Origin of the sequence: Pseudomonas sp. 58(2021) (assembly GCF_017491585.1) — a bacterium.
GTDB classification, from domain to species: Bacteria; Pseudomonadota; Gammaproteobacteria; order Pseudomonadales; family Pseudomonadaceae; genus Aquipseudomonas; species Aquipseudomonas fluorescens_BT.
This window is the reverse complement of record NZ_JAFGYZ010000023.1, coordinates 69050-87146: the sequence shown is the minus strand read 5'-3', so window position 1 is coordinate 87146 and position 18097 is coordinate 69050. Positions and strand designations below refer to the sequence as shown.

20 protein-coding genes are annotated in these 18097 nt (G+C 63.9%); all 20 read left to right on the top strand.

Annotated elements, in window-relative coordinates:
- Positions 1 to 112: 112 nt before the first annotated feature.
- From J5M72_RS23520 to J5M72_RS23425, 20 genes are read left to right on the top strand one after another with little or no spacing between them, the layout of a single operon-like run.
- On the top strand, positions 113 to 838 hold the full coding sequence (locus J5M72_RS23520; RefSeq protein WP_207867245.1) for a beta-ketoacyl synthase chain length factor: 726 nt from the start codon (positions 113 to 115) through the stop codon (positions 836 to 838).
- Entirely contained in the window at positions 814 to 1623 is an 810-nt protein-coding gene (locus tag J5M72_RS23515) for a lysophospholipid acyltransferase family protein (protein ID WP_207867244.1), read from the top strand. Before J5M72_RS23520 ends, J5M72_RS23515 begins: the two co-directional genes overlap by 25 nt.
- Positions 1604 to 1864, top strand: a complete 261-nt coding sequence (locus J5M72_RS23510) for a phosphopantetheine-binding protein (protein ID WP_169428534.1) — start codon at positions 1604 to 1606, stop codon at positions 1862 to 1864. Before J5M72_RS23515 ends, J5M72_RS23510 begins: the two co-directional genes overlap by 20 nt.
- Before the next feature lie 9 nt (positions 1865 to 1873).
- On the top strand, positions 1874 to 2128 hold the full coding sequence (locus tag J5M72_RS23505) for an acyl carrier protein (protein WP_007947135.1): 255 nt from the start codon (positions 1874 to 1876) through the stop codon (positions 2126 to 2128).
- The gene (locus tag J5M72_RS23500) at positions 2125 to 2670 is read left to right on the top strand and encodes a hypothetical protein (RefSeq protein WP_169428533.1); all 546 of its coding nucleotides are present in this window, start codon (positions 2125 to 2127) and stop codon (positions 2668 to 2670) included. The genes J5M72_RS23505 and J5M72_RS23500 overlap by 4 nt, the downstream gene beginning before the upstream one ends.
- On the top strand, positions 2667 to 4346 hold the full coding sequence (locus J5M72_RS23495) for an acyl-CoA synthetase family protein (RefSeq protein ID WP_207867243.1): 1680 nt from the start codon (positions 2667 to 2669) through the stop codon (positions 4344 to 4346). The genes J5M72_RS23500 and J5M72_RS23495 overlap by 4 nt, the downstream gene beginning before the upstream one ends.
- Complete coding sequence (locus J5M72_RS23490) at positions 4339 to 5073, top strand: glycosyltransferase family 2 protein (protein WP_207867242.1); 735 nt, start codon at positions 4339 to 4341, stop codon at positions 5071 to 5073. Before J5M72_RS23495 ends, J5M72_RS23490 begins: the two co-directional genes overlap by 8 nt.
- Complete coding sequence (locus J5M72_RS23485) at positions 5070 to 6017, top strand: glycosyl transferase (protein WP_207867241.1); 948 nt, start codon at positions 5070 to 5072, stop codon at positions 6015 to 6017. The genes J5M72_RS23490 and J5M72_RS23485 overlap by 4 nt, the downstream gene beginning before the upstream one ends.
- Complete coding sequence (locus J5M72_RS23480) at positions 5998 to 7542, top strand: aromatic amino acid ammonia-lyase (RefSeq protein WP_207867240.1); 1545 nt, start codon at positions 5998 to 6000, stop codon at positions 7540 to 7542. Before J5M72_RS23485 ends, J5M72_RS23480 begins: the two co-directional genes overlap by 20 nt.
- Positions 7535 to 7960, top strand: a complete 426-nt coding sequence (locus J5M72_RS23475) for an acyl-CoA thioesterase (RefSeq protein WP_169428528.1) — start codon at positions 7535 to 7537, stop codon at positions 7958 to 7960. Before J5M72_RS23480 ends, J5M72_RS23475 begins: the two co-directional genes overlap by 8 nt.
- Positions 7957 to 8559, top strand: a complete 603-nt coding sequence (locus J5M72_RS23470) for an outer membrane lipoprotein carrier protein LolA (protein WP_207867239.1) — start codon at positions 7957 to 7959, stop codon at positions 8557 to 8559. The genes J5M72_RS23475 and J5M72_RS23470 overlap by 4 nt, the downstream gene beginning before the upstream one ends.
- Complete coding sequence (locus J5M72_RS23465) at positions 8543 to 10882, top strand: MMPL family transporter (RefSeq protein ID WP_207867238.1); 2340 nt, start codon at positions 8543 to 8545, stop codon at positions 10880 to 10882. Before J5M72_RS23470 ends, J5M72_RS23465 begins: the two co-directional genes overlap by 17 nt.
- Positions 10879 to 12039 (top strand): sodium:proton antiporter, encoded by a 1161-nt coding sequence (locus J5M72_RS23460; protein ID WP_207867237.1) that lies wholly within the window; start codon positions 10879 to 10881, stop codon positions 12037 to 12039. The genes J5M72_RS23465 and J5M72_RS23460 overlap by 4 nt, the downstream gene beginning before the upstream one ends.
- Positions 12026 to 13273 carry an NAD(P)/FAD-dependent oxidoreductase gene (locus J5M72_RS23455; protein ID WP_207867236.1) on the top strand — a complete coding sequence of 416 codons (1248 nt, stop codon included), beginning with the start codon at positions 12026 to 12028 and terminating at the stop codon, positions 13271 to 13273. The genes J5M72_RS23460 and J5M72_RS23455 overlap by 14 nt, the downstream gene beginning before the upstream one ends.
- Positions 13270 to 13995 carry a class I SAM-dependent methyltransferase gene (locus tag J5M72_RS23450; RefSeq protein ID WP_169428523.1) on the top strand — a complete coding sequence of 242 codons (726 nt, stop codon included), beginning with the start codon at positions 13270 to 13272 and terminating at the stop codon, positions 13993 to 13995. The genes J5M72_RS23455 and J5M72_RS23450 overlap by 4 nt, the downstream gene beginning before the upstream one ends.
- Entirely contained in the window at positions 13995 to 14477 is a 483-nt protein-coding gene (locus J5M72_RS23445; RefSeq protein ID WP_169428522.1) for a hypothetical protein, read from the top strand. Before J5M72_RS23450 ends, J5M72_RS23445 begins: the two co-directional genes overlap by 1 nt.
- Positions 14474 to 15670: a beta-ketoacyl-[acyl-carrier-protein] synthase family protein gene (locus tag J5M72_RS23440; RefSeq protein ID WP_207867235.1), complete on the top strand. Its 1197-nt coding sequence runs from the start codon at positions 14474 to 14476 to the stop codon at positions 15668 to 15670. Before J5M72_RS23445 ends, J5M72_RS23440 begins: the two co-directional genes overlap by 4 nt.
- A complete protein-coding gene (locus J5M72_RS23435) occupies positions 15667 to 16131 on the top strand; it encodes a hotdog family protein (RefSeq protein WP_207867234.1) in 465 nt (154 codons plus the stop codon). Before J5M72_RS23440 ends, J5M72_RS23435 begins: the two co-directional genes overlap by 4 nt.
- A complete protein-coding gene (fabG, locus tag J5M72_RS23430) occupies positions 16124 to 16852 on the top strand; it encodes a 3-oxoacyl-ACP reductase FabG (RefSeq protein WP_169428519.1) in 729 nt (242 codons plus the stop codon). The genes J5M72_RS23435 and fabG overlap by 8 nt, the downstream gene beginning before the upstream one ends.
- Positions 16852 to 18087, top strand: coding sequence for a beta-ketoacyl-ACP synthase (locus J5M72_RS23425; protein ID WP_207867233.1), 1236 nt, complete (start codon positions 16852 to 16854; stop codon positions 18085 to 18087). The genes fabG and J5M72_RS23425 overlap by 1 nt, the downstream gene beginning before the upstream one ends.
- The last annotated feature ends 10 nt before the right edge of the window (positions 18088 to 18097 follow it).

Below are 18097 nucleotides of genomic sequence, written 5' to 3'. Positions count from 1 at the left end.
CACCGGGATAATGCGCACCACTCGGGGCCAAGCGCCACGCCACTTCCGGCAGGGTCAGCGCAACTGCGACGCTGGCAAAACAGCGTCACTTTAGCCCGCAGGGGCGGGATGAATGTCCGTGATCAACTTCAACATCGCCCAATGGCGCGCGTGGGCTCCCGGGCTCGACAGCGTGGACGCCTGGCAGGCCTGGAGCCGACAACCGGTCGTGCTCCCGAGCAGCGATGCCGCGCCCGATGTGTCGTTTCTTGCGGCCATGCAGCGACGCCGTCTCAGTCGCCTGGCGCGCATGGCCTTCAGTGTTGGCTGGCCGTTGGCCGAGGGGCGGGAAAACCTGCCGCTGGTGTTCATTTCACGCCACGGTGAAACCCCGCGTACGTTCGATATTCTCAGTGATCTGGCCAGCGAGCAGCCGCTGTCACCGACTCAGTTCAGCCTCTCCGTACACAACGCGATCATCGGTCTTTGGTCGATCATGCGCGGAGAAACCAGCGAGATGACGGCCCTTGCCGCCGCCGGCGACGGCCTCGAACACGGCATGCTGGAGGCCGCCGCGCTGTTGGACGAAGGCGCCCCGGCCGTACTGCTGGTGATCACCGAAGAACAACCTCCCGCGGCCTATTCGGCCTGGATCGATGACGTGCCGTTCCCATACGCGGTTGGCTTGCTGCTGACCCCCGGTACCGACTGGCGGCTGACCCTGAACAGCGCCCCGCCGGCACTGTCCAAAGCGCAATGGCCCCATGCATTGAGCCTGTTGCAAACCCTGCTCGGCCAGCAACCCCTTTGCCAACATGCCTGGAAAAATCGTGTATGGACCTGGCAACGCAACCCGTGACCGAAAAGCACCGCGACGCCTATTACTGGCGCTTGCTGGCCACCGCCCTCAGCTTTGCCCTGTTCGGGCTCGGTGGGCTGTGCCTGCGTTTGCTGGTGTTTCCGCTGCTGGGCTGCCTGCCTGGCAACGCGAAAGCCCATCGGGAGCGGGCGCGGCAGACCGTCAGTCGGCTGTTCTGGTTTTTCGTCCGGTTCATGGCCCGTACCGGTGTGCTGACCTATGACATCCAGGGCGCCGAACGCCTTGGCCGCCCGGGGCAGATGATCATCGCCAACCACCCGTCGCTCATCGATGTGGTGTTTCTGATCGGTCTGGTACGCCACGCCAATTGCGTGGTGAAGAAAAGCCTGTGGGAAAACCCTTTCACCCGCGGCCCGCTGCGCAGCACCGAATACATCAGCAACGACGGCAGCATGGACATGCTCGATGCCGCCGCCGACGCACTTCGAGACGGCCAGACCCTGATCATTTTTCCCGAAGGCACCCGCACCCAGCCCGGACAGGCACCGGCCTTTCATCGGGGCGCGGCGGCCATTGCACTGCGGGGTGCGAAAATCCTCACACCGGTCATCATCAAGGTCAGTCCGACCACTCTGACCAAAGCTGAACCCTGGTACCGCATCCCCAGCCGCCGTGTTCATTTCAGTTTTCGCGTCGGGGCCGATATAGACCCACAGACGTTTGTCGCGCAGGGCCCTGCACCGCAGGCCTCGCGCAAGCTCAACGACTTTCTGCACCATTTTTTTATCAAGGAGCTCGCCGAAGATGAGCGATCTGCACCGTGAGATAAAACTGCTGATCATCGACGCCCTGGGCCTCGAAGACATCAGCGTCGACGACATCGGCGACAATCAGACGCTGTTTGGCGAGGGCCTGGGCCTGGATTCCGTCGACGCACTGGAACTCGGCCTGGCGATCCAGAAAAAGTACGGCATCAAGATCGACGCCGACGCCAAGGACACCCGCAACCATTTCACCAACGTGGCGAGCCTCGCGGCGTTCGTCACGGCAAAACAGGCAGCTTGAGACCGGACCATGCAAACTCGTGACGACATTTTCAACACCCTGCGCGATGCCCTGGTCGAGCTGTTCGAACTGGACCCGGCTCGCGTGAGCCTGGAATCGAACCTGTATCAGGACCTGGAAATCGACAGCATCGACGCCGTCGACCTGATCGACCACATCAAACGCCAGACCGGCAAGAAAATCGCCGCCGAGGAATTCAAGTCGGTGCGTACCGTCAGTGACGTGGTCGAGGCGGTCTACCGTCTGGTTCAACCGGCCGCATGAGCCGACTGATCGGCCTCGGCCTGCTGCTGGCGGGCCTGCTTTATCCCTTTGCGGTGTACTTCGGCATGGAGCACTTTGCGCCGTGGCAGTTCGGTCTGCTGCTGGGCAGCCTGTGGCTGGCCCGCGCGCTGACCGGCGAGCGCAAGCCCGGCAGCCTGTGGATGGCCTGCGTGGCCATCGTGTTCTGCCTGCTGCTGGCGCTGTTCGACAGCCCGCTGTTGCTGCGCTGGTATCCGGTGCTGATCAGCGGTTTCATGCTGGTGCTGTTCAGTCTGAGCCTGAAATACGGGCCGCCGATGGTTGAACGCCTGGCGCGGATTCGCGAGCCGCAGTTGCCGCCCGAAGCGATCCGCTACACCCGCCAGGTCACCGTGGCCTGGAGCGTGTTTTTCTTCTGCAACGGTCTGTGCGCCGCGCTGCTGACCCTTTGGGCGCCGCTGCACTGGTGGATGTTGTACACCGGCCTGATCTCCTACGGATTGATCGGCCTGATGTTTGCCATTGAATGGCTGGTACGACAACGGGTAAGAGGTCGCCCATGAACTGGATAAGACTTGAGCAACTGTTGCTCAAGGATCTGCCGGGACGCGCAGTCACTGTCGCGCCGGCAGTCGATCACGGACATCTGCGCGAGCAGGCCCTGCGCCTGGCCGCCGGCCTGCAGGCCAAAGGCGTGCAACGCCTGGCCGTGCACCTGGACGATGCCGCGGAACTGGCGATCGCCCTGCTGGGTGCCTGGCGAGCGGGCGCCAGCGTGTTGCTGCCTTCGGATCTGCAGGCGCAGACCCGCCAGCGCTGGTCAGGCGAAGTCGACCTGTGGCTGACCGATCACGCAGACGACGCGAACCTGAGCGACTTGCAGCACACCGCACTGACGGGCGCCGAACTGGATCTCGACCAGTGCCGCCTGAGTCTGTGCACCTCCGGCTCCAGCGGTGAACCCAAGCGCATCGACAAATCCCTGCGGCAACTGGCCAACGAAGTCCAAGCCCTGGAGCAACTGTGGGGAGTGGATCTCGGCGAGGCCTGTATCATCGGCAGCGTCGCCACCCAACACATTTACGGCCTGTTGTTCCGTGTGTTGTGGCCGCTGTGCGCCGGGCGCCCGTTCCTGCGCAAACAACTGGCCTTTCCCGAAGACCTGCAGCGCGCCAGCCGCGAACACCCGGCCTTCGCCTGGGTGGCCAGCCCGGCACTGCTCAAGCGCATGGGCGACAACCTCGACTGGCCGGCCCTGAGCGCCGTGCGCCGGGTGTTTTCCTCCGGTGGCGCGCTGCCGGCAGATGCCGCGCAGAGTCTGCACCAGCGCCTGCAGCAGTGGCCGACGGAGATCCTCGGCAGCTCGGAGACCGGCGGCATCGCCTGGCGTCAGGGCCAACAGCTGTGGCAGCCGTTTGCCGGTGTCGAGCTGAGCCAGGACGGCGACGGCGCACTGCTGATCGCGTCACCGTACCTGCCCGCCGGACACGTCGAACACACCGCCGATGCGGCACGCATTGCTGCCGATGGTCGCTTCGAACTGCTCGGGCGACTCGACCGGATCGTCAAACTCGAAGAAAAACGTATTTCCCTGCCGATGCTTGAACAGGCGCTGGTGGCCCACGACTGGGTCAGCGAAGCGCGTCTGGGCGTAGTACAGGAAAACCGTGCGTCCCTCGGCGCCTTGCTGGTGCTCAGCGAATCCGGCCTGTTTGCCCTGCGCGAACATGGCCGGCGCAGCCTCACCGAAACCCTGCGCCGTCACCTCGGCGAACATTGCGAAGCCCTCGCCCTGCCCCGGCGCTGGCGCCTGTTGCGACAACTGCCGCTGAACCCTCAGGGCAAGCTGCCCCAGGCCGAGGTCGAAGCCTTGCTGCTGGCGCCGCGTCCGAAGGCTCCGGAGGTTCTGGAACAGACCGAAACCGAGGGCGAGTGGAGCCTGCAACTGAGCGTGCCGCCAGACCTCGCTTACTTCAGCGGCCACTTCCCCAAGGCCCCGGTACTGCCCGGCGTGGTGCAGGTCGAGTGGGCGCTGAACCTGGGTCGGAAACTGCTGAACCTGTCCGGTGCATTCGCCGGGATGGAAGTGCTGAAGTTCCAGCAACTCGTGCGCCCAGGCGATGAAATCCAGTTGCACCTGCGCTTTGACCCCGAACGCGGCAAGCTGTATTTCGCCTACCGCAACGACACCGCGACCTGCTCCAGCGGGCGGATTCTGCTGGGGACTGTCAATGCATAATCCTTGCGCAGTCATTCCGGTCTACAACCACGAAACCGCGATCTCCACGGTGGTCGACGCCCTGCTCGCCCAAGGCTTGCCGTGCATTCTGGTGGACGACGCCAGCAGCAAATCCTGCGCAGCCGTGCTGGATGTGCTGGCCGAACGCGAGCGGGTGTATCTGGTGCGCCTCACCACCAATCAGGGCAAGGGCGGCGCGGTGATGACCGGCCTGCGTGAAGCAGCGCGACTGGGCTTCAGCCACGCCTTGCAGGTCGATGCCGACGGTCAGCACGACTTGCAGGACGTCAGCCGTTTCGTCGAAGAATCCCGCGCCCATCCGCGAGCGCTGATTTGCGGTTATCCACTGTACGACGCCAGCGTGCCCAAGGGTCGCCTGTACGCCCGCTACCTGACTCACGTGATGGTGTGGATCAACACCCTGTCGCTGCAGATCCGCGACTCGATGTGCGGTTTCCGGGTGTATCCGCTGGAGCCGACCCTGGCGCTGATCGACTCGGCCCGGATCGGCAAGCGCATGGATTTCGACTCGGACATCCTCGTGCGCCTGTCCTGGCGCAACCAGCCGATGCGTTGGCTGCAAACCGGCGTGCATTACCCGCTGGACGGCGTGTCGCACTTTCGGATGTTCCATGACAACGTGCTGATTTCGAGCATGCACACGCGCCTGTTCTTCGGCATGTTGCTGCGCTCGCCCGCCATCCTCTGGCGACGGTGGCGCGCATGACCGTCGAAACCGACAAGAAGCACTGGGCCGACCGCGAAGAACGCGGCAGCTTTGTGCTGATGAAATTCACCGCGTTCGCCGCCAGGGTTCTTGGCCGACGCCTGCTGAGCCCGCTGTTGTACGGCATCGTCCTGTACTTTTTCCTGTTCGGCCGCACGGCCCGGCGCAGTGCCTGGCAGTATCAGCAGCGCCTGGCCGACTGGAGCGGTCGCGACGAATTGCGCCCAAGCCTGTGGCGCGTGTTCGGCCAGTTCATGGCGTTTGCCGATTCACTGCTCGACAAGCTCGACGTGTGGAACCGCAAGTTGCGCATCGAACAGATCGAAATCATCGACCCCGCGCTGTTGCGCAATCAGTTGCGTGGCAGTCGCGGGCAAATGCTGGTGGGCGCGCATCTGGGCAACCTCGAAGTCTGCCGGGCGCTGGCGGAGATCGGCGAAAAGGTCACCATGAATGTGTTGGTGCACACCAAGCACGCCGAACAATTCAATCGGCTGCTGGGTGAAGCCGGGGCGACCAATCTGCGGCTGATCCAGGTCAGCGAGCTGGACCCGGTGATCATGCTGCAACTGCACGAACGCCTGGAGCGCGGCGAATGGCTGGCGATTGCCGGCGACCGGGTGCCGCTGCACGGCGGGCGCAGCGTGACCGTGGACTTCCTCGGCCATCCGGCGCGGTTCCCGCAAGGCCCGTGGCTGCTGGCCGGCCTGCTGAAATGCCCGGTCAATCTGCTGATGTGCCTCAAGCAACCTGACGGACACTATCGCCTGACCCTCGAGCCGTTCACCGATGCCGTGACGTGGACGCGCCGCGATCGCGAACAGGTCATTCATCAGTGGGCGACCCGCTACGCCGAACGCCTGAGTCACTATTGTCTTGAAGCACCGAAGCAATGGTTCAACTTTTACCCTTTCTGGAAGACCGATGACGACGCCAACCCATGAGCCGGTAACCTTCGGCGAACGCCCTTTGCGCATCGAAGACGTGCTGGCCCTGGCCAATCGTCAGGCGCCCGTGCAGTTGCAGAGCGACGCCGACTACCGTGAGCGCATCGCCAAAGGTGCGCGGTTCCTCGACTCGCTGCTGGACAAGGAAGGCGTGATTTACGGCGTGACCACCGGTTACGGCGACTCCTGCGTGGTTGCGGTGCCGCTGCATCACGTCGAAGCATTGCCACAGCATCTCTACACGTTCCATGGCTGCGGGCTGGGCAAACTGCTCGACGCCCAGGCTACCCGCGCGGTGCTGGCGGCGCGTTTGCAGTCGCTGTGCCACGGCGTGTCCGGGGTGCGCATCGAACTGCTGGAGCGCCTGCATGCGTTTCTTGAACACGACATCCTGCCGCTGATCCCCGAAGAGGGTTCGGTGGGCGCCAGCGGCGATCTGACGCCGCTGTCCTACGTCGCCGCGACCCTGTCCGGCGAGCGTGAAGTGATGTTCCAAGGTCAGCGCCGCCAGTCCGCCGATGTGCATCGTGAACTGGGCTGGACCCCGCTGGTGCTGCGCCCGAAAGAAGCGCTGGCACTGATGAACGGCACCGCCGTGATGACCGGCCTCGCTTGCCTGGCTTACGCCCGCGCCGATTACCTGCTGCAACTGGCCACCCGCATCACCGCGTTGAACGTGGTGGCGCTGCAAGGCAATCCGGAGCACTTCGACGAGCGCCTGTTCGCCGCCAAACCGCATCCGGGTCAGATGCAGGTGGCCGCGTGGCTGCGCAAGGATCTGGCGATCGACGCGCCGACCGCGCCGCTGCACCGCTTGCAGGATCGCTACTCGCTGCGCTGCGCACCGCATGTGCTCGGCGTATTGGCCGACAGCCTGAACTGGCTGCGCTCGTTCATCGAGACCGAACTCAACAGCGCCAACGACAATCCGATCATCGACGCCGAAGCCGAACGCGTGCTGCACGGCGGGCACTTCTATGGCGGGCATATCGCGTTCGCCATGGACAGCCTGAAAAACCTCGTGGCCAACGTCGCCGACCTGCTCGACCGACAACTCGCGCTGCTGGTGGACGAGCGTTACAACCACGGTTTGCCGAGCAACCTGTCTGGCGCCAGCGCTGATCGGGCGATGCTCAACCACGGCTTCAAGGCTGTGCAGATCGGTGCCAGCGCCTGGACCGCCGAAGCGTTGAAAAACACCATGCCCGCCAGCGTGTTCTCGCGCTCTACCGAGTGCCACAACCAGGACAAGGTGAGCATGGGCACCATCGCCGCCCGCGACGCCATTCGTGTGCTGGAGCTGACCGAACAGGTCGCCGCCGCCACCTTGCTCGCGGCCAATCAGGGTGTGTGGCTGCGCAGCCGTGATGAGGACGCGCGAGCGCTGCCACCGTCCCTGGCCGCCATGCACGAAGAGCTGGCCCAAGACTTCCCGCCAGTGATCGAAGACCGCGCGCTGGAAGGCGAACTGCGCCTGTGCCTGCAACGCATCGCCGAACAACACTGGAGGCTGCATGCGTAGCGCCGGAGTGCTTCACGCCGATACGGAAATCCTCGTGCCGTTCTTTGACGTCGACACCATGCACGTCGTCTGGCACGGCCATTACGTGAAATACCTGGAAGTGGCGCGCTGCGCGTTGCTCGACAAGATCGGCCACAACTACAACCAGATGGTCGACTCGGGCTACGCCTGGCCGGTGATCGACCTGCAATTGCGCTACGTGCGCGGCGCGGTGTTCGGTCAGCGGCTGAACGTGCGCGCCAGTCTGGTGGAATGGGAAAACCGCCTGAAGATTCACTACCTGATCACCGACGCCCGGACCGGCGAACGCCTGACCCGCGCCAGCTCCGTACAGGTCGCCGTCGAGGTGAGCAGCCGCGAGATGCAACTGGCCTCGCCGAAAGTCTTCACCGATGCCGTGGAAAGGATGCTGCGATGAATGTGTTCGTGAAATCCCTTGGGGTCCTGGCGCTGCTGACGCTGTCATCGCTGGCCAACGCCTTCGACCTGCAACAGTTGAGCGATCAACTGGCGAAGCCGGACGTGATCCACGGCCAGTTCATCCAGGAAAAGCACCTGCGCGCCCTGCCCCAGCCGCTGATCAGCAAGGGCAGCTTCGTGCTGGCGAAAAACCACGGCCTGCTCTGGCTGCTGAAAACCCCGTTGCAGCAGGATTACCGCATCAGCGCCAAAGGCATCGCCCGTCGTGACGTAAACGGTTGGCAACTGTTGCCCGGCAAGAGTGCCGGCGCCGAGCAGAACCGTTTGTTCCTCGCCGTGCTGCAAGGCGACAGCAGCGGTCTGCAACGGGATTTCGAACTGGCCCTGAGCGGCGATGCGCAGCAATGGCATCTGACACTGACCCCGCGCTCGGTGCTGCTCAAGCAGGTTTTCAATCAGATCAACATCACCGGCGGCACGCTGGTGAATACCATCGAACTGATGGAAACCCAAGGCGACAGCACCGTGCTGCGCATGCAGGACAGCACCGCCGACCAACCGTTGAGCGACGCGGAGCAACATGACTTTGCCGAGTGAACGCAGGCTGCCCTGGCTGTTCCTGATCCTGCTGCTGGCGGTTGTCGCACTGGGCGCCTGGCAGTGGCGCGACGGCGCACCACTGTCGGCCAACCTGATGGAGCTGGTGCCCGGCACCCACCCGGACGCCATCGAGCAGCGGGCCGAACAACGCATGCAGGATCCGCTCAACCGGGAAATGCTGGTGCTGGTCGGTCACACCGATCGCCAGCAAGCCGTTGCCATGGCCCAAACCTTGGGCGAGCAGTGGCAGGCCAGCGGACTGTTCGAAAAGGTCCAGTGGAATCTGCAAGCCGATTTGCCCGCGCTGCGCACGCAGTTGCTGCAAGGGCGGCTGGCGATGCTCTCGGCGGATGATCGGCAACTGCTGATTGAACACCCGGACGCCTTTATCCAGCAACGGGTGCAGGCGCTGTTCGATCCGTTCACCGGTTTCAGTCTGGTACCGAGTCAGGACGACTGGCTGGGCCTGACCGGACGCATCCAGAACAGCCAGCCGCAACATGGCGCGGTGCAACTGGACATCGGCAGCGGTGCATTGATCGCCGATGCCGACGGCAAGAGCTGGGTGCTGCTGCGCGCACGCACCACCGGCAACGCCTTCGACATGAGCCTGCCGCTGCAAGTCGCCACGCTGCTGCAACACAGCCGCGAACAAGCGGCGAAATCCGACGTGCAACTGCTGGCCGCCAGCGGCCTGCTGTACGCCGCCAACGGTCAGCAGCAGGCGACCCGGGAAATGACCTGGGTCGGCGGCGGCGCCACGGTCGGCATTCTGCTGCTGTTGCTGCTCGCCTTCCGCCGCTGGCGGGTGCTGCTGGCGTTCATCCCGGTGCTGGTCGGCATGCTGTTCGGTGCAGTGGCCTGCGTGGCGCTGTTCGGGCACATGCACGTGATGACATTGGTGCTCGGCTCCAGCCTGATCGGCGTAGCCGTGGATTACCCGCTGCACTACCTGTCCAAGAGCTGGAGCCTCAAGCCATGGCGCAGTTGGCCGGCGCTGCGCCTGACAGTATCAGGCCTGACCCTGAGCCTGATCACCAGCGCCATCGGCTATCTGGCGCTGGCCTGGACACCGTTCCCGGCCCTGACCCAGATCGCCGTGTTTTCCGCCGCTGGGCTGCTGGGTGCCTACCTGTCGGCGGTGTGCCTGCTGCCGGCGCTGTTGAGCGGCGTCGAGCTGCGACCGGCGCAGTGGCCGCTGCGGCTGGCCGAACGCATGGTCAACCTTCGGGAAACCCTGCTGGAGCACGTGCGCACGCCGATTCTGTTCGCCCTGTTGATCGCCTTCTGCGCCGGCGGTCTGGTGCAACTGCAAAGCAAGAACGACATCCGCCAGTGGGTCGGCGCGCCGCAGCGCCTGACCGATGAGGCGCAGGCCATCGCCCGCATCACCGGTTATCAACCGACCAGCCAGTTCTTCCTGGTGCGCGCAGAAAACCAGGAGCAACTGCTGGAACGTCAGGCAGCGCTGAGTGAGCGACTGGAGCAACTGGTCAACCTCGACAAGTTGCAGGGCTTTCTGGCGCTCAACCAATTGGTCAGTCCGCCCAGCCAGCAGCAACAGGTGCGCGAAGCCCTGAACAAGTTGCCGCAGTTCTGGCAGCCGCTGCTTGAAGTCGGCGTACCGCTGGCAGCCCTGCAAACCGAACTGACGCAATTGCAATCCCTGCCCGCCGAAGACATCGATGCCGCACTCGTCGGCCCTCTCGGCGAGCCTTACCGCACCTTGTGGCTCGGCCCGACCGAGGGCGGTGTGGCGGCGATGGTCAGCCTGCAAGGCCTGAACAACCCGGCACTGCTGCGGGTGCAGGCACTGGACTTGCCCGGCGTGGAGCTGGTGGATCGACTCGGTGACCTGAACCGGGTATTTGCCGAAACCCAGATCAGCGCCGCCGAACTGAAACTCGCCTCCTGCGTGCTGATCGTGCTGGTGCTGATCCTGCCGTTCGGCCTTGGCGGCGCGTTGCGCATCGTTTCCCTGCCGCTGCTCGCGGCGCTCTGCAGTCTGGCCAGCCTCGGCTGGCTCGGTCAGCCGCTGACGCTGTTCAGTCTGTTCGGCCTGCTGCTGGTGACCGCTATCAGCGTCGATTACGCGATCCTCATGCGCGAACAGGTCGGCGGCGCGGCGGTCAGTCTGCTCGGTACTTTGCTGGCGGCGCTGACGACCTGGCTGTCGTTCGGCCTGCTGGCAGTGTCAAGTACGCCGGCGGTGAGCAATTTCGGGTTGTCGGTGAGCCTCGGGCTGGCCTTCAGTTTCATGCTCGCACCCTGGGCCGGGCGTCATGCTCATGCGGCGACAGTCGCGGAGCCGGCAGCATGATAGTCGCGGGCTTCTGGCTGATGGCGCTGGCGTTGTTCGCCGTGGCCACCCGCGTCGGCCGGCATTTCGGGTTGATTCCGATTGTCAGCCAGTTGCTGCTGGCCAGCTTCGTGCTGCCGCTGTTGATGTATTTCTGGATCGAACCGGGCTGGCAGCTCAGCGGCGCCGACCTGATTGCGCCGGCCTGGCTGAAGAATCTCTACAGCCTGAGTTTTGCGCTGTTGCTGGGGCACATTCTCAGCGACGTGATCGACCTGCGCCTGGATCGCCAGAGCGTGAAAATCGCCGTGCCGAGTTTCGCCGTGCCGTTCGCCTGCGGACTCGCAACGACGTACTGGCTGCTGCCAGCGCAACCATGGATCACCTCGTTGGCGATCGGTCTGGTGTTCGCCATCACCGCGATCCCGGTGTTGTACCTGTACCTGCGCCACATCGACTACCCGCCCGCCGCCACCCGGCGTCTGGTGCAGACCGCGATCCTGATCGACCTGACCTGCTGGACCCTGTTCGGCCTCGCCCAGGGCAGCCTGCACCTGAGCAGTCTGTTGCTGCCGCTGGGGCTGGCCTGTGTGCCATTGCTGCTTAGGGTGTTCGACATCCGCCGGCCGCTGACTTACAGCCTGGTTTTTTTTGCGCTGTTGGTGCTGGCCGAGCACTACAAGCTCAATGCACTGATTTTCGGCATCGGCTACCTGCTGTGCATGGCCGCACTGAAGGTGCCGTTGGTGTTGCCGCTGCCGACACGCTGGATGAACCGTTTGCAGACGTCGATTGCGATCCCGCTGATCCTGACGTTCGGCATTGTGCAGATCGATGTGCACAGCGCCCTCGCCAGCCTCGGCGTTGTGCAATGGACAGCACTGCTGCTGTTGCCGATCGCCAGCAAACTGCTCGGCAACTGGCTGGGTCTTGGCTGGGCCGGCGCCTCGTTCGAAGGCGCCAGTCGCTGGCGCGAAAGCGTGCTGCTGAACATTCGCGGCTTGAGCGAAATCGTTTTTCTCAACCTGCTGTTGCAACAACAGATCATCAGCCCGGCGCTGTACTTTGCGCTGATGCTGATGGGGCTGATCGCGACGCTGTTGCCGGCCTTCATCGGCCTGCACCGCAGGTCACTGAACCCTATTGCCGTACCCGGGAGCTCCCGTGCCAATCGTTGAAATGGAATCCCGTCAGGTCGTGATCATCGGCGCCGGCCCGTCGGGCGCCATCGCCGCCGCGTTGCTCAAGCGCAAGGGGCACGACGTGCTGGTCATCGAGCGCCAGCATTTTCCGCGGTTTTCCATTGGCGAAAGCCTGCTCAGTCATTGCCTGGATTTCGTCGAAGAAGCGGGAATGCTCGACGCCGTGAACGCCGCCGGGTTCCAGCGCAAGACCGGCGCGGCATTTGCCTGGGGCGAGCACTACAGCGCGTTCGATTTCGGCGATACATTCACCGGCGGCAAACCGACCACCTTCCAGGTACAACGCGCCGACTTCGACAAACTGCTGGCCGATCAGGCAGCGTTGCAAGGCGTGGAAATCCGTTATGGCGACGCCATTGTCAGCGTCGACTTCGAGCGTCCGCGTCCGCAACTCGATGTGCGTCGCGAAGACGGCAGCGAGTACCGTGTCGAGGCTGTTTTCGTGCTCGATGCCAGCGGCTACGGCCGGGTGCTGTCTCGCTTGCTCGATCTGGAAGCACCGTCGAATTTCCCGGTGCGCCAGGCCGTGTTCACCCATGTCGAAGATCACATCGACCACCCGGCCTTCGACCGCGAGAAAATCCTCGTCACCACCCACCCGCAGCATCGCGACATCTGGTTCTGGACAATCCCGTTCAGCAACGGTCGCTGCTCGGTGGGCGTTGTCGCTGCCGCTGAACATTTCAACGGTCGCGATGCCGATCTCGATGCCTGCCTGCGTGGTTTCATCGCTGAAACCCCGAGTCTGGCCAAAGTGCTGAACAACGCCGTGTGGGACACCCCGGCGCGTACCCTTGGCGGTTATGCAGCCAACGTCAAAACCCTGCACGGCCCAGGTTTCGCGCTGCTGGGCAACGCGGCGGAGTTTCTCGATCCGGTGTTTTCTTCCGGCGTGACCATCGCCATGCGCTCGGCGAGTATGGCCGCCGGCGTGCTGCATCGGCAGTTGCAGGGCGAAACCGTGGATTGGCAAAGCGAGTTCGCCGAACCGCTCAAGCGCGGCGTCGATACCTTCCGCTGCTATGTCGAGGGCTGGTACGCCGGCACCTTCCAGGACGTGATTTTCCACGAGCAAGGCTCGGCGCAAATCCGTCGCATGATCTGCTCGATCCTCGCCGGTTACGCCTGGGACGAACGCAACCCGTTCGTCAGCGAAGCGCGTCGCCGGCTGAAGATGATCTCCGAACTCTGTGCAAAGGACGCCCCATGAATTACTTGAGCGACAGCTACGTCGAGGAAACCCGTTTCGGCTTCTGGTTCCTGCGCAGCCACACCTGGCAGCACCATGTGCTGCGCGTGGCGATCAACGACTTGCGCGGGTTGTTCAGCGAATCGCTGCCGGCCAGTCCGGTGCTGCTGGATGCGGGATGCGGTCAGGGCAAGTCGTTCGGCCACCTGCGCCAGACCTTCGCGCCACAACGTTTGATCGGCGTCGATGCCGACCCGCACAGCCTGGAATTGAGCGCCGCCGAAGCAGCGCGCCAGGGGTTTGCCGTCGAGCTGATCGGCAGCGACTGCGCGACACTCAATGTCCCGGATGCGAGCGTCGACCTGCTGTTCTGTCACCAGACCTTTCATCACCTCGTGGAACAGGAAAAAGCCTTGGCCGAGTTCTACCGGGTGCTCAAACCCGGAGGTTATCTGCTGTTCGCCGAGTCCACCGAGGCATACATTGATACGTGGGTCATCCGCTGGTTGTTCCGTCATCCGATGCACGTGCAGAAGAGTGCGGCGCAATATCTGGAGATGATCCGCCAGCAGGGATTCGAGTTCGCCGAGCGGAATGTTTCCTATCCGTACCTGTGGTGGAGCCGTGCAAAGGATTTTGGCCTGCTGGAACGTTTTGGCCTGCGCAAACCGAAGCCGTTTGGCCAGCGTGAAGAAACCCTGGTCAATGTCGTGGCGCGCAAACCGCTGGAAGAGGTCGTCTGATGCTGCGTGTTCTGCTGCTCGCCTGCGTCCTGCTGCTGACCGCTTGCGCCAGCCAGGCGCCGCTGCCTGTGGATAACCCTACGCTGCCCTTGCCGCTGCAACTGCACATCGAGCGCCAGCAAGCCGGACAGCGTCAGGACTGGTTGCTGGTGATCCAGCGCGAGGGCCCGGGCATCCGCTGGTCGATGATGGATCCGCTGGGCATCCCCCAGGCCCGTCAGCAACTGATCGACGGACGCTGGCAGGCTGACGGCCTGCTGCCGCCGAATCCGGAGGCCCGGGAGTTGTTCGCCGCGCTGTTGTTCGCCCTGACACCTGCCGGCGAGCTGTCGCGCAATTACCCCGCGGCGCAACAACACGACGGGCAACGTTCCCTGCCGGCACGCTGGAACATCCGATATTCACAACCGTCGAGCTTCGAATTGAATCTGCCACAAGGCCCGCACTATCGCGTGTCTCCCTTAGGTGAATCGACGCCATGACCGCCTACCTCAACGCCCTCGGCGTGATCTGTGCCCTGGGCCGTGACAAGCAGCAAATCGCACACCACCTGTTCGCCGGCAATTGCTCGGGCATACGCCACGAGGCTGGCTGGGTGCCGGAGCGCGAGCTGCCGGTGGCCGCCGTGCGCGGTGATCTGGCGCTCATTCCGCCGCAGATGGCCGCGCACAAAAGCCGCAACAATCAGCTGCTGCTGGAAGCCGCGTTGCAGATTCGCGACGACATCGACGCCGCCATTCAGGCCTACGGCCCGGAGCGTATCGGTGTGGTGCTCGGCACCAGCACTTCGGGCATCGACGAGGCCAGCCGGGGTCTGGCGCATTACATTCGCGACCAGCAGTTCCCGGCCGATTACGACTATCGGCAACAGGAACTCGGCGCCCCGGCGACCTTCCTCGCCGACTGGCTGCAACTGAGCGGCCCGGCCTACGTGATTTCCACCGCGTGCACCTCCAGCGCCCGGGCCTTGATGAGTGCACGACGCCTGCTGGATCTGGGGCTGTGCGATGCGGTGCTGTGCGGTGGTGTCGACAGTCTTTGCAAACTGACCCTCAACGGCTTCTCGTCGCTGGAAGCGGTATCCGACCAGCGTTGCAATCCGTTCTCCGCCAACCGCAACGGCATCAACATCGGCGAGGCGGCGGTGCTGTTCGTGATGAGCAGACAGCGCGGCGACGGCCCGGCCATTGCCCTGCTGGGCGCCGGCGCCAGTTCCGACGCGCACCACATTTCCGCGCCGGAACCGTCGGGTCGCGGCGCGTTGCAAGCCATGCAACAGGCGCTGGATCGCGCACAACTGCAAGCCGCGCAAATCAGTTACCTGAACCTGCACGGCACCGCCACCCAACACAACGACGCCATGGAAAGCCTGGCCGTTGCCACCCTGTTCCCGCAGGGCGTGGCCTGTTCCTCGACCAAACCCATGACCGGCCACACCCTCGGGGCTGCCGGAGCGCTGGAGGCCGCGTTCTGCTGGCTGAGCCTGAGTGCCGACAACCCCGACCGCGCCTTGCCGCCCCACGTCTGGGACGGCCAGGCCGACCCCGACCTGCCAGCGCTGAAGTGGGTGACCGCGAGCGAGCGCCTGGCGTCCATTGCACCCCGCTACCTGATGAGCAATTCGTTTGCCTTCGGTGGCAATAACGTCAGCCTGATTATCGGAGATGCACCATGAATGACTGGCCGCTCGCCGAATTGCTGCCCCACGCTGGCGACATGATTCTGATCGACCGGATCCTCGGCTTCGACGACGAGCAGATCCACACCACCCTCACGGTCAAGCCCGATGGCCCGTTCAACCTGCCCGACGGCAGCCTGCCGGCATGGGTCGGCGTCGAATTGATGGCGCAGAGCGTCGCTGCATTCGCCGGCTGCCATGCACGGCAGAAAGGCAACGCAGTGGAGCTGGGCTTTCTGCTCGGCACCCGCAAGTTCGAGTGCAATGTCGAAGCGTTCCCGGTCGGCAGCGAGCTGACCATCCACGGCATTCGCTCGCTGGAAGACGACAACGGCATGGGCGTGTTCGAATGCCACATCAATGCGCCCGGCATCGAAGCCAGCGCCCGGCTGAACGTGTTCCGCCCGCCGCAGGCCGACCAATATCTTCAACAATCCAGGGAGTCGAACGATGACTGAATCCGTACTGGTCACCGGCTCCAGCCGTGGCATCGGCCGCGCCATCGCACTGCGTCTGGCCAGGGCCGGCCACGATATCGTCGTGCATTGCCGCAGTGGCTTGAGCGACGCACAAGCCGTGCAGGCCGAAATCGAAGCCTTGGGCCGCCATGCGCGCATCCTGCAATTCGACGTGGCTGAGCGCGAAACCTGCAAAGCCATCCTCGAAGCCGACGTCGAAACTCACGGCGCCTATTACGGCGTGGTGCTGAACGCCGGTCTGACCCGCGACGGCGCGTTTCCGGCCCTGAGCGATGACGACTGGGACGTGGTATTGCGTACCAACCTCGACGGTTTCTACAACGTCCTGCACCCGGTGATGATGCCGATGATCCGCCGCCGCGCCGCCGGTCGCATCGTTTGCATCACCTCGGTCTCGGGGTTGATCGGCAACCGTGGCCAGGTCAACTACAGCGCTTCGAAGGCCGGCGTGATCGGCGCCGCAAAAGCGTTGGCGATCGAACTGGCCAAGCGCAAAATTACAGTCAACTGTGTCGCGCCGGGCCTGATCGACACGGCCATGCTCGACGAAAACGTGCCAGTGGAAGAACTGATGAAAATGATCCCGGCACAACGCATGGGCACCCCTGAAGAGGTGGCCGGTGCGGTGAATTTCCTGATGTCGGCGGAAGCGTCGTACATCACCCGCCAGGTCCTGGCGGTCAACGGAGGCTTGTGCTGATGAAGCGCGTTGTCGTCACCGGCATGGCCGGCATTACCTCGCTGGGCAGCGACTGGGACACCATCGCCGGCAATTTTGCGGCCAACCGCAGTGGCATCCGCCGGATGGACGAGTGGGATCGTTTCAGCGAACTCAACACCCGACTGGCCGGGCCGATCGATGATTTTCTGGTGCCGGCGCACTGGACCCGCAAGCAACTGCGCAGCATGGGTCGGGTTTCGCGGCTGGCCGTCGGCGCTGCCGAAAAGGCACTGGCCGATGCCGGCCTGCTGGGCGACGAATCGATCAAGGACGGGCGCATGGGCGTGGCCTGCGGCTCGTCCACCGGCAGCACCGACGAGATCAAGGCGTTCGGCAACATGCTGCTGAACTCGGTGGCCGAAGGCCTGAACGCCAACTCCTATGTGCGGATGATGCCGCACACCACCGCGGCGAACATCAGCATCTTCTTCGGCCTCACCGGCCGCCTGATCCCGACCTCCAGCGCCTGTACCAGCGGCAGCCAGGGCATCGGTTACGCCTACGAGGCGATCAAGTTCGGCCGCCTGCCGATGATGCTCGCCGGTGGTGCCGAAGAGCTGTGTCCGACCGAGGCCATGGTGTTCGACGCGCTGTATGCCACCAGCCTGAAAAACGATGCGCCGCAAACCTCGCCACGCCCGTACGACAAGGGCCGCGATGGTCTGGTGATCGGTGAAGGCGGCGGCATGCTGGTGCTCGAAGAGCTCGAACACGCCCTCGCGCGCGGTGCGCACATTCACGCCGAAATCGTCGGTTTCGGCAGCAATGCCGACGGCCAGCACACGACCCGGCCGGAACAGATCACCATGCGCCGCGCCATGGAGCTGGCGCTTGAAGACGCCAGTCTGGAACCCGACGCCATCGGTTACGTGAACGGTCACGGCACCGCCACCGAACAGGGCGATATCGCCGAAACCCTGGCGACCAGCAGTCTGTTCGGCGAACACATGCCGATCAGCTCGCAGAAAAGCTTCCTCGGTCACACCCTGGGTGCCTGCGGTGCGCTGGAGTCATGGTTCAGCATCGAAATGCTCAACCGTGACTTGTACGTGCACACGCTCAACCTCGACGAGGTCGATCCGCACTGCGGCAAGCTCGACTACCTGCGCGGCGAATTCCGCCAGATGCACCACGACTACGTGATGAACAACAACTTCGCGTTTGGCGGGGTCAACACCTCGCTGATCTTCCGCCGCTGGACGCCACCGAATTAATCCAGGTCAA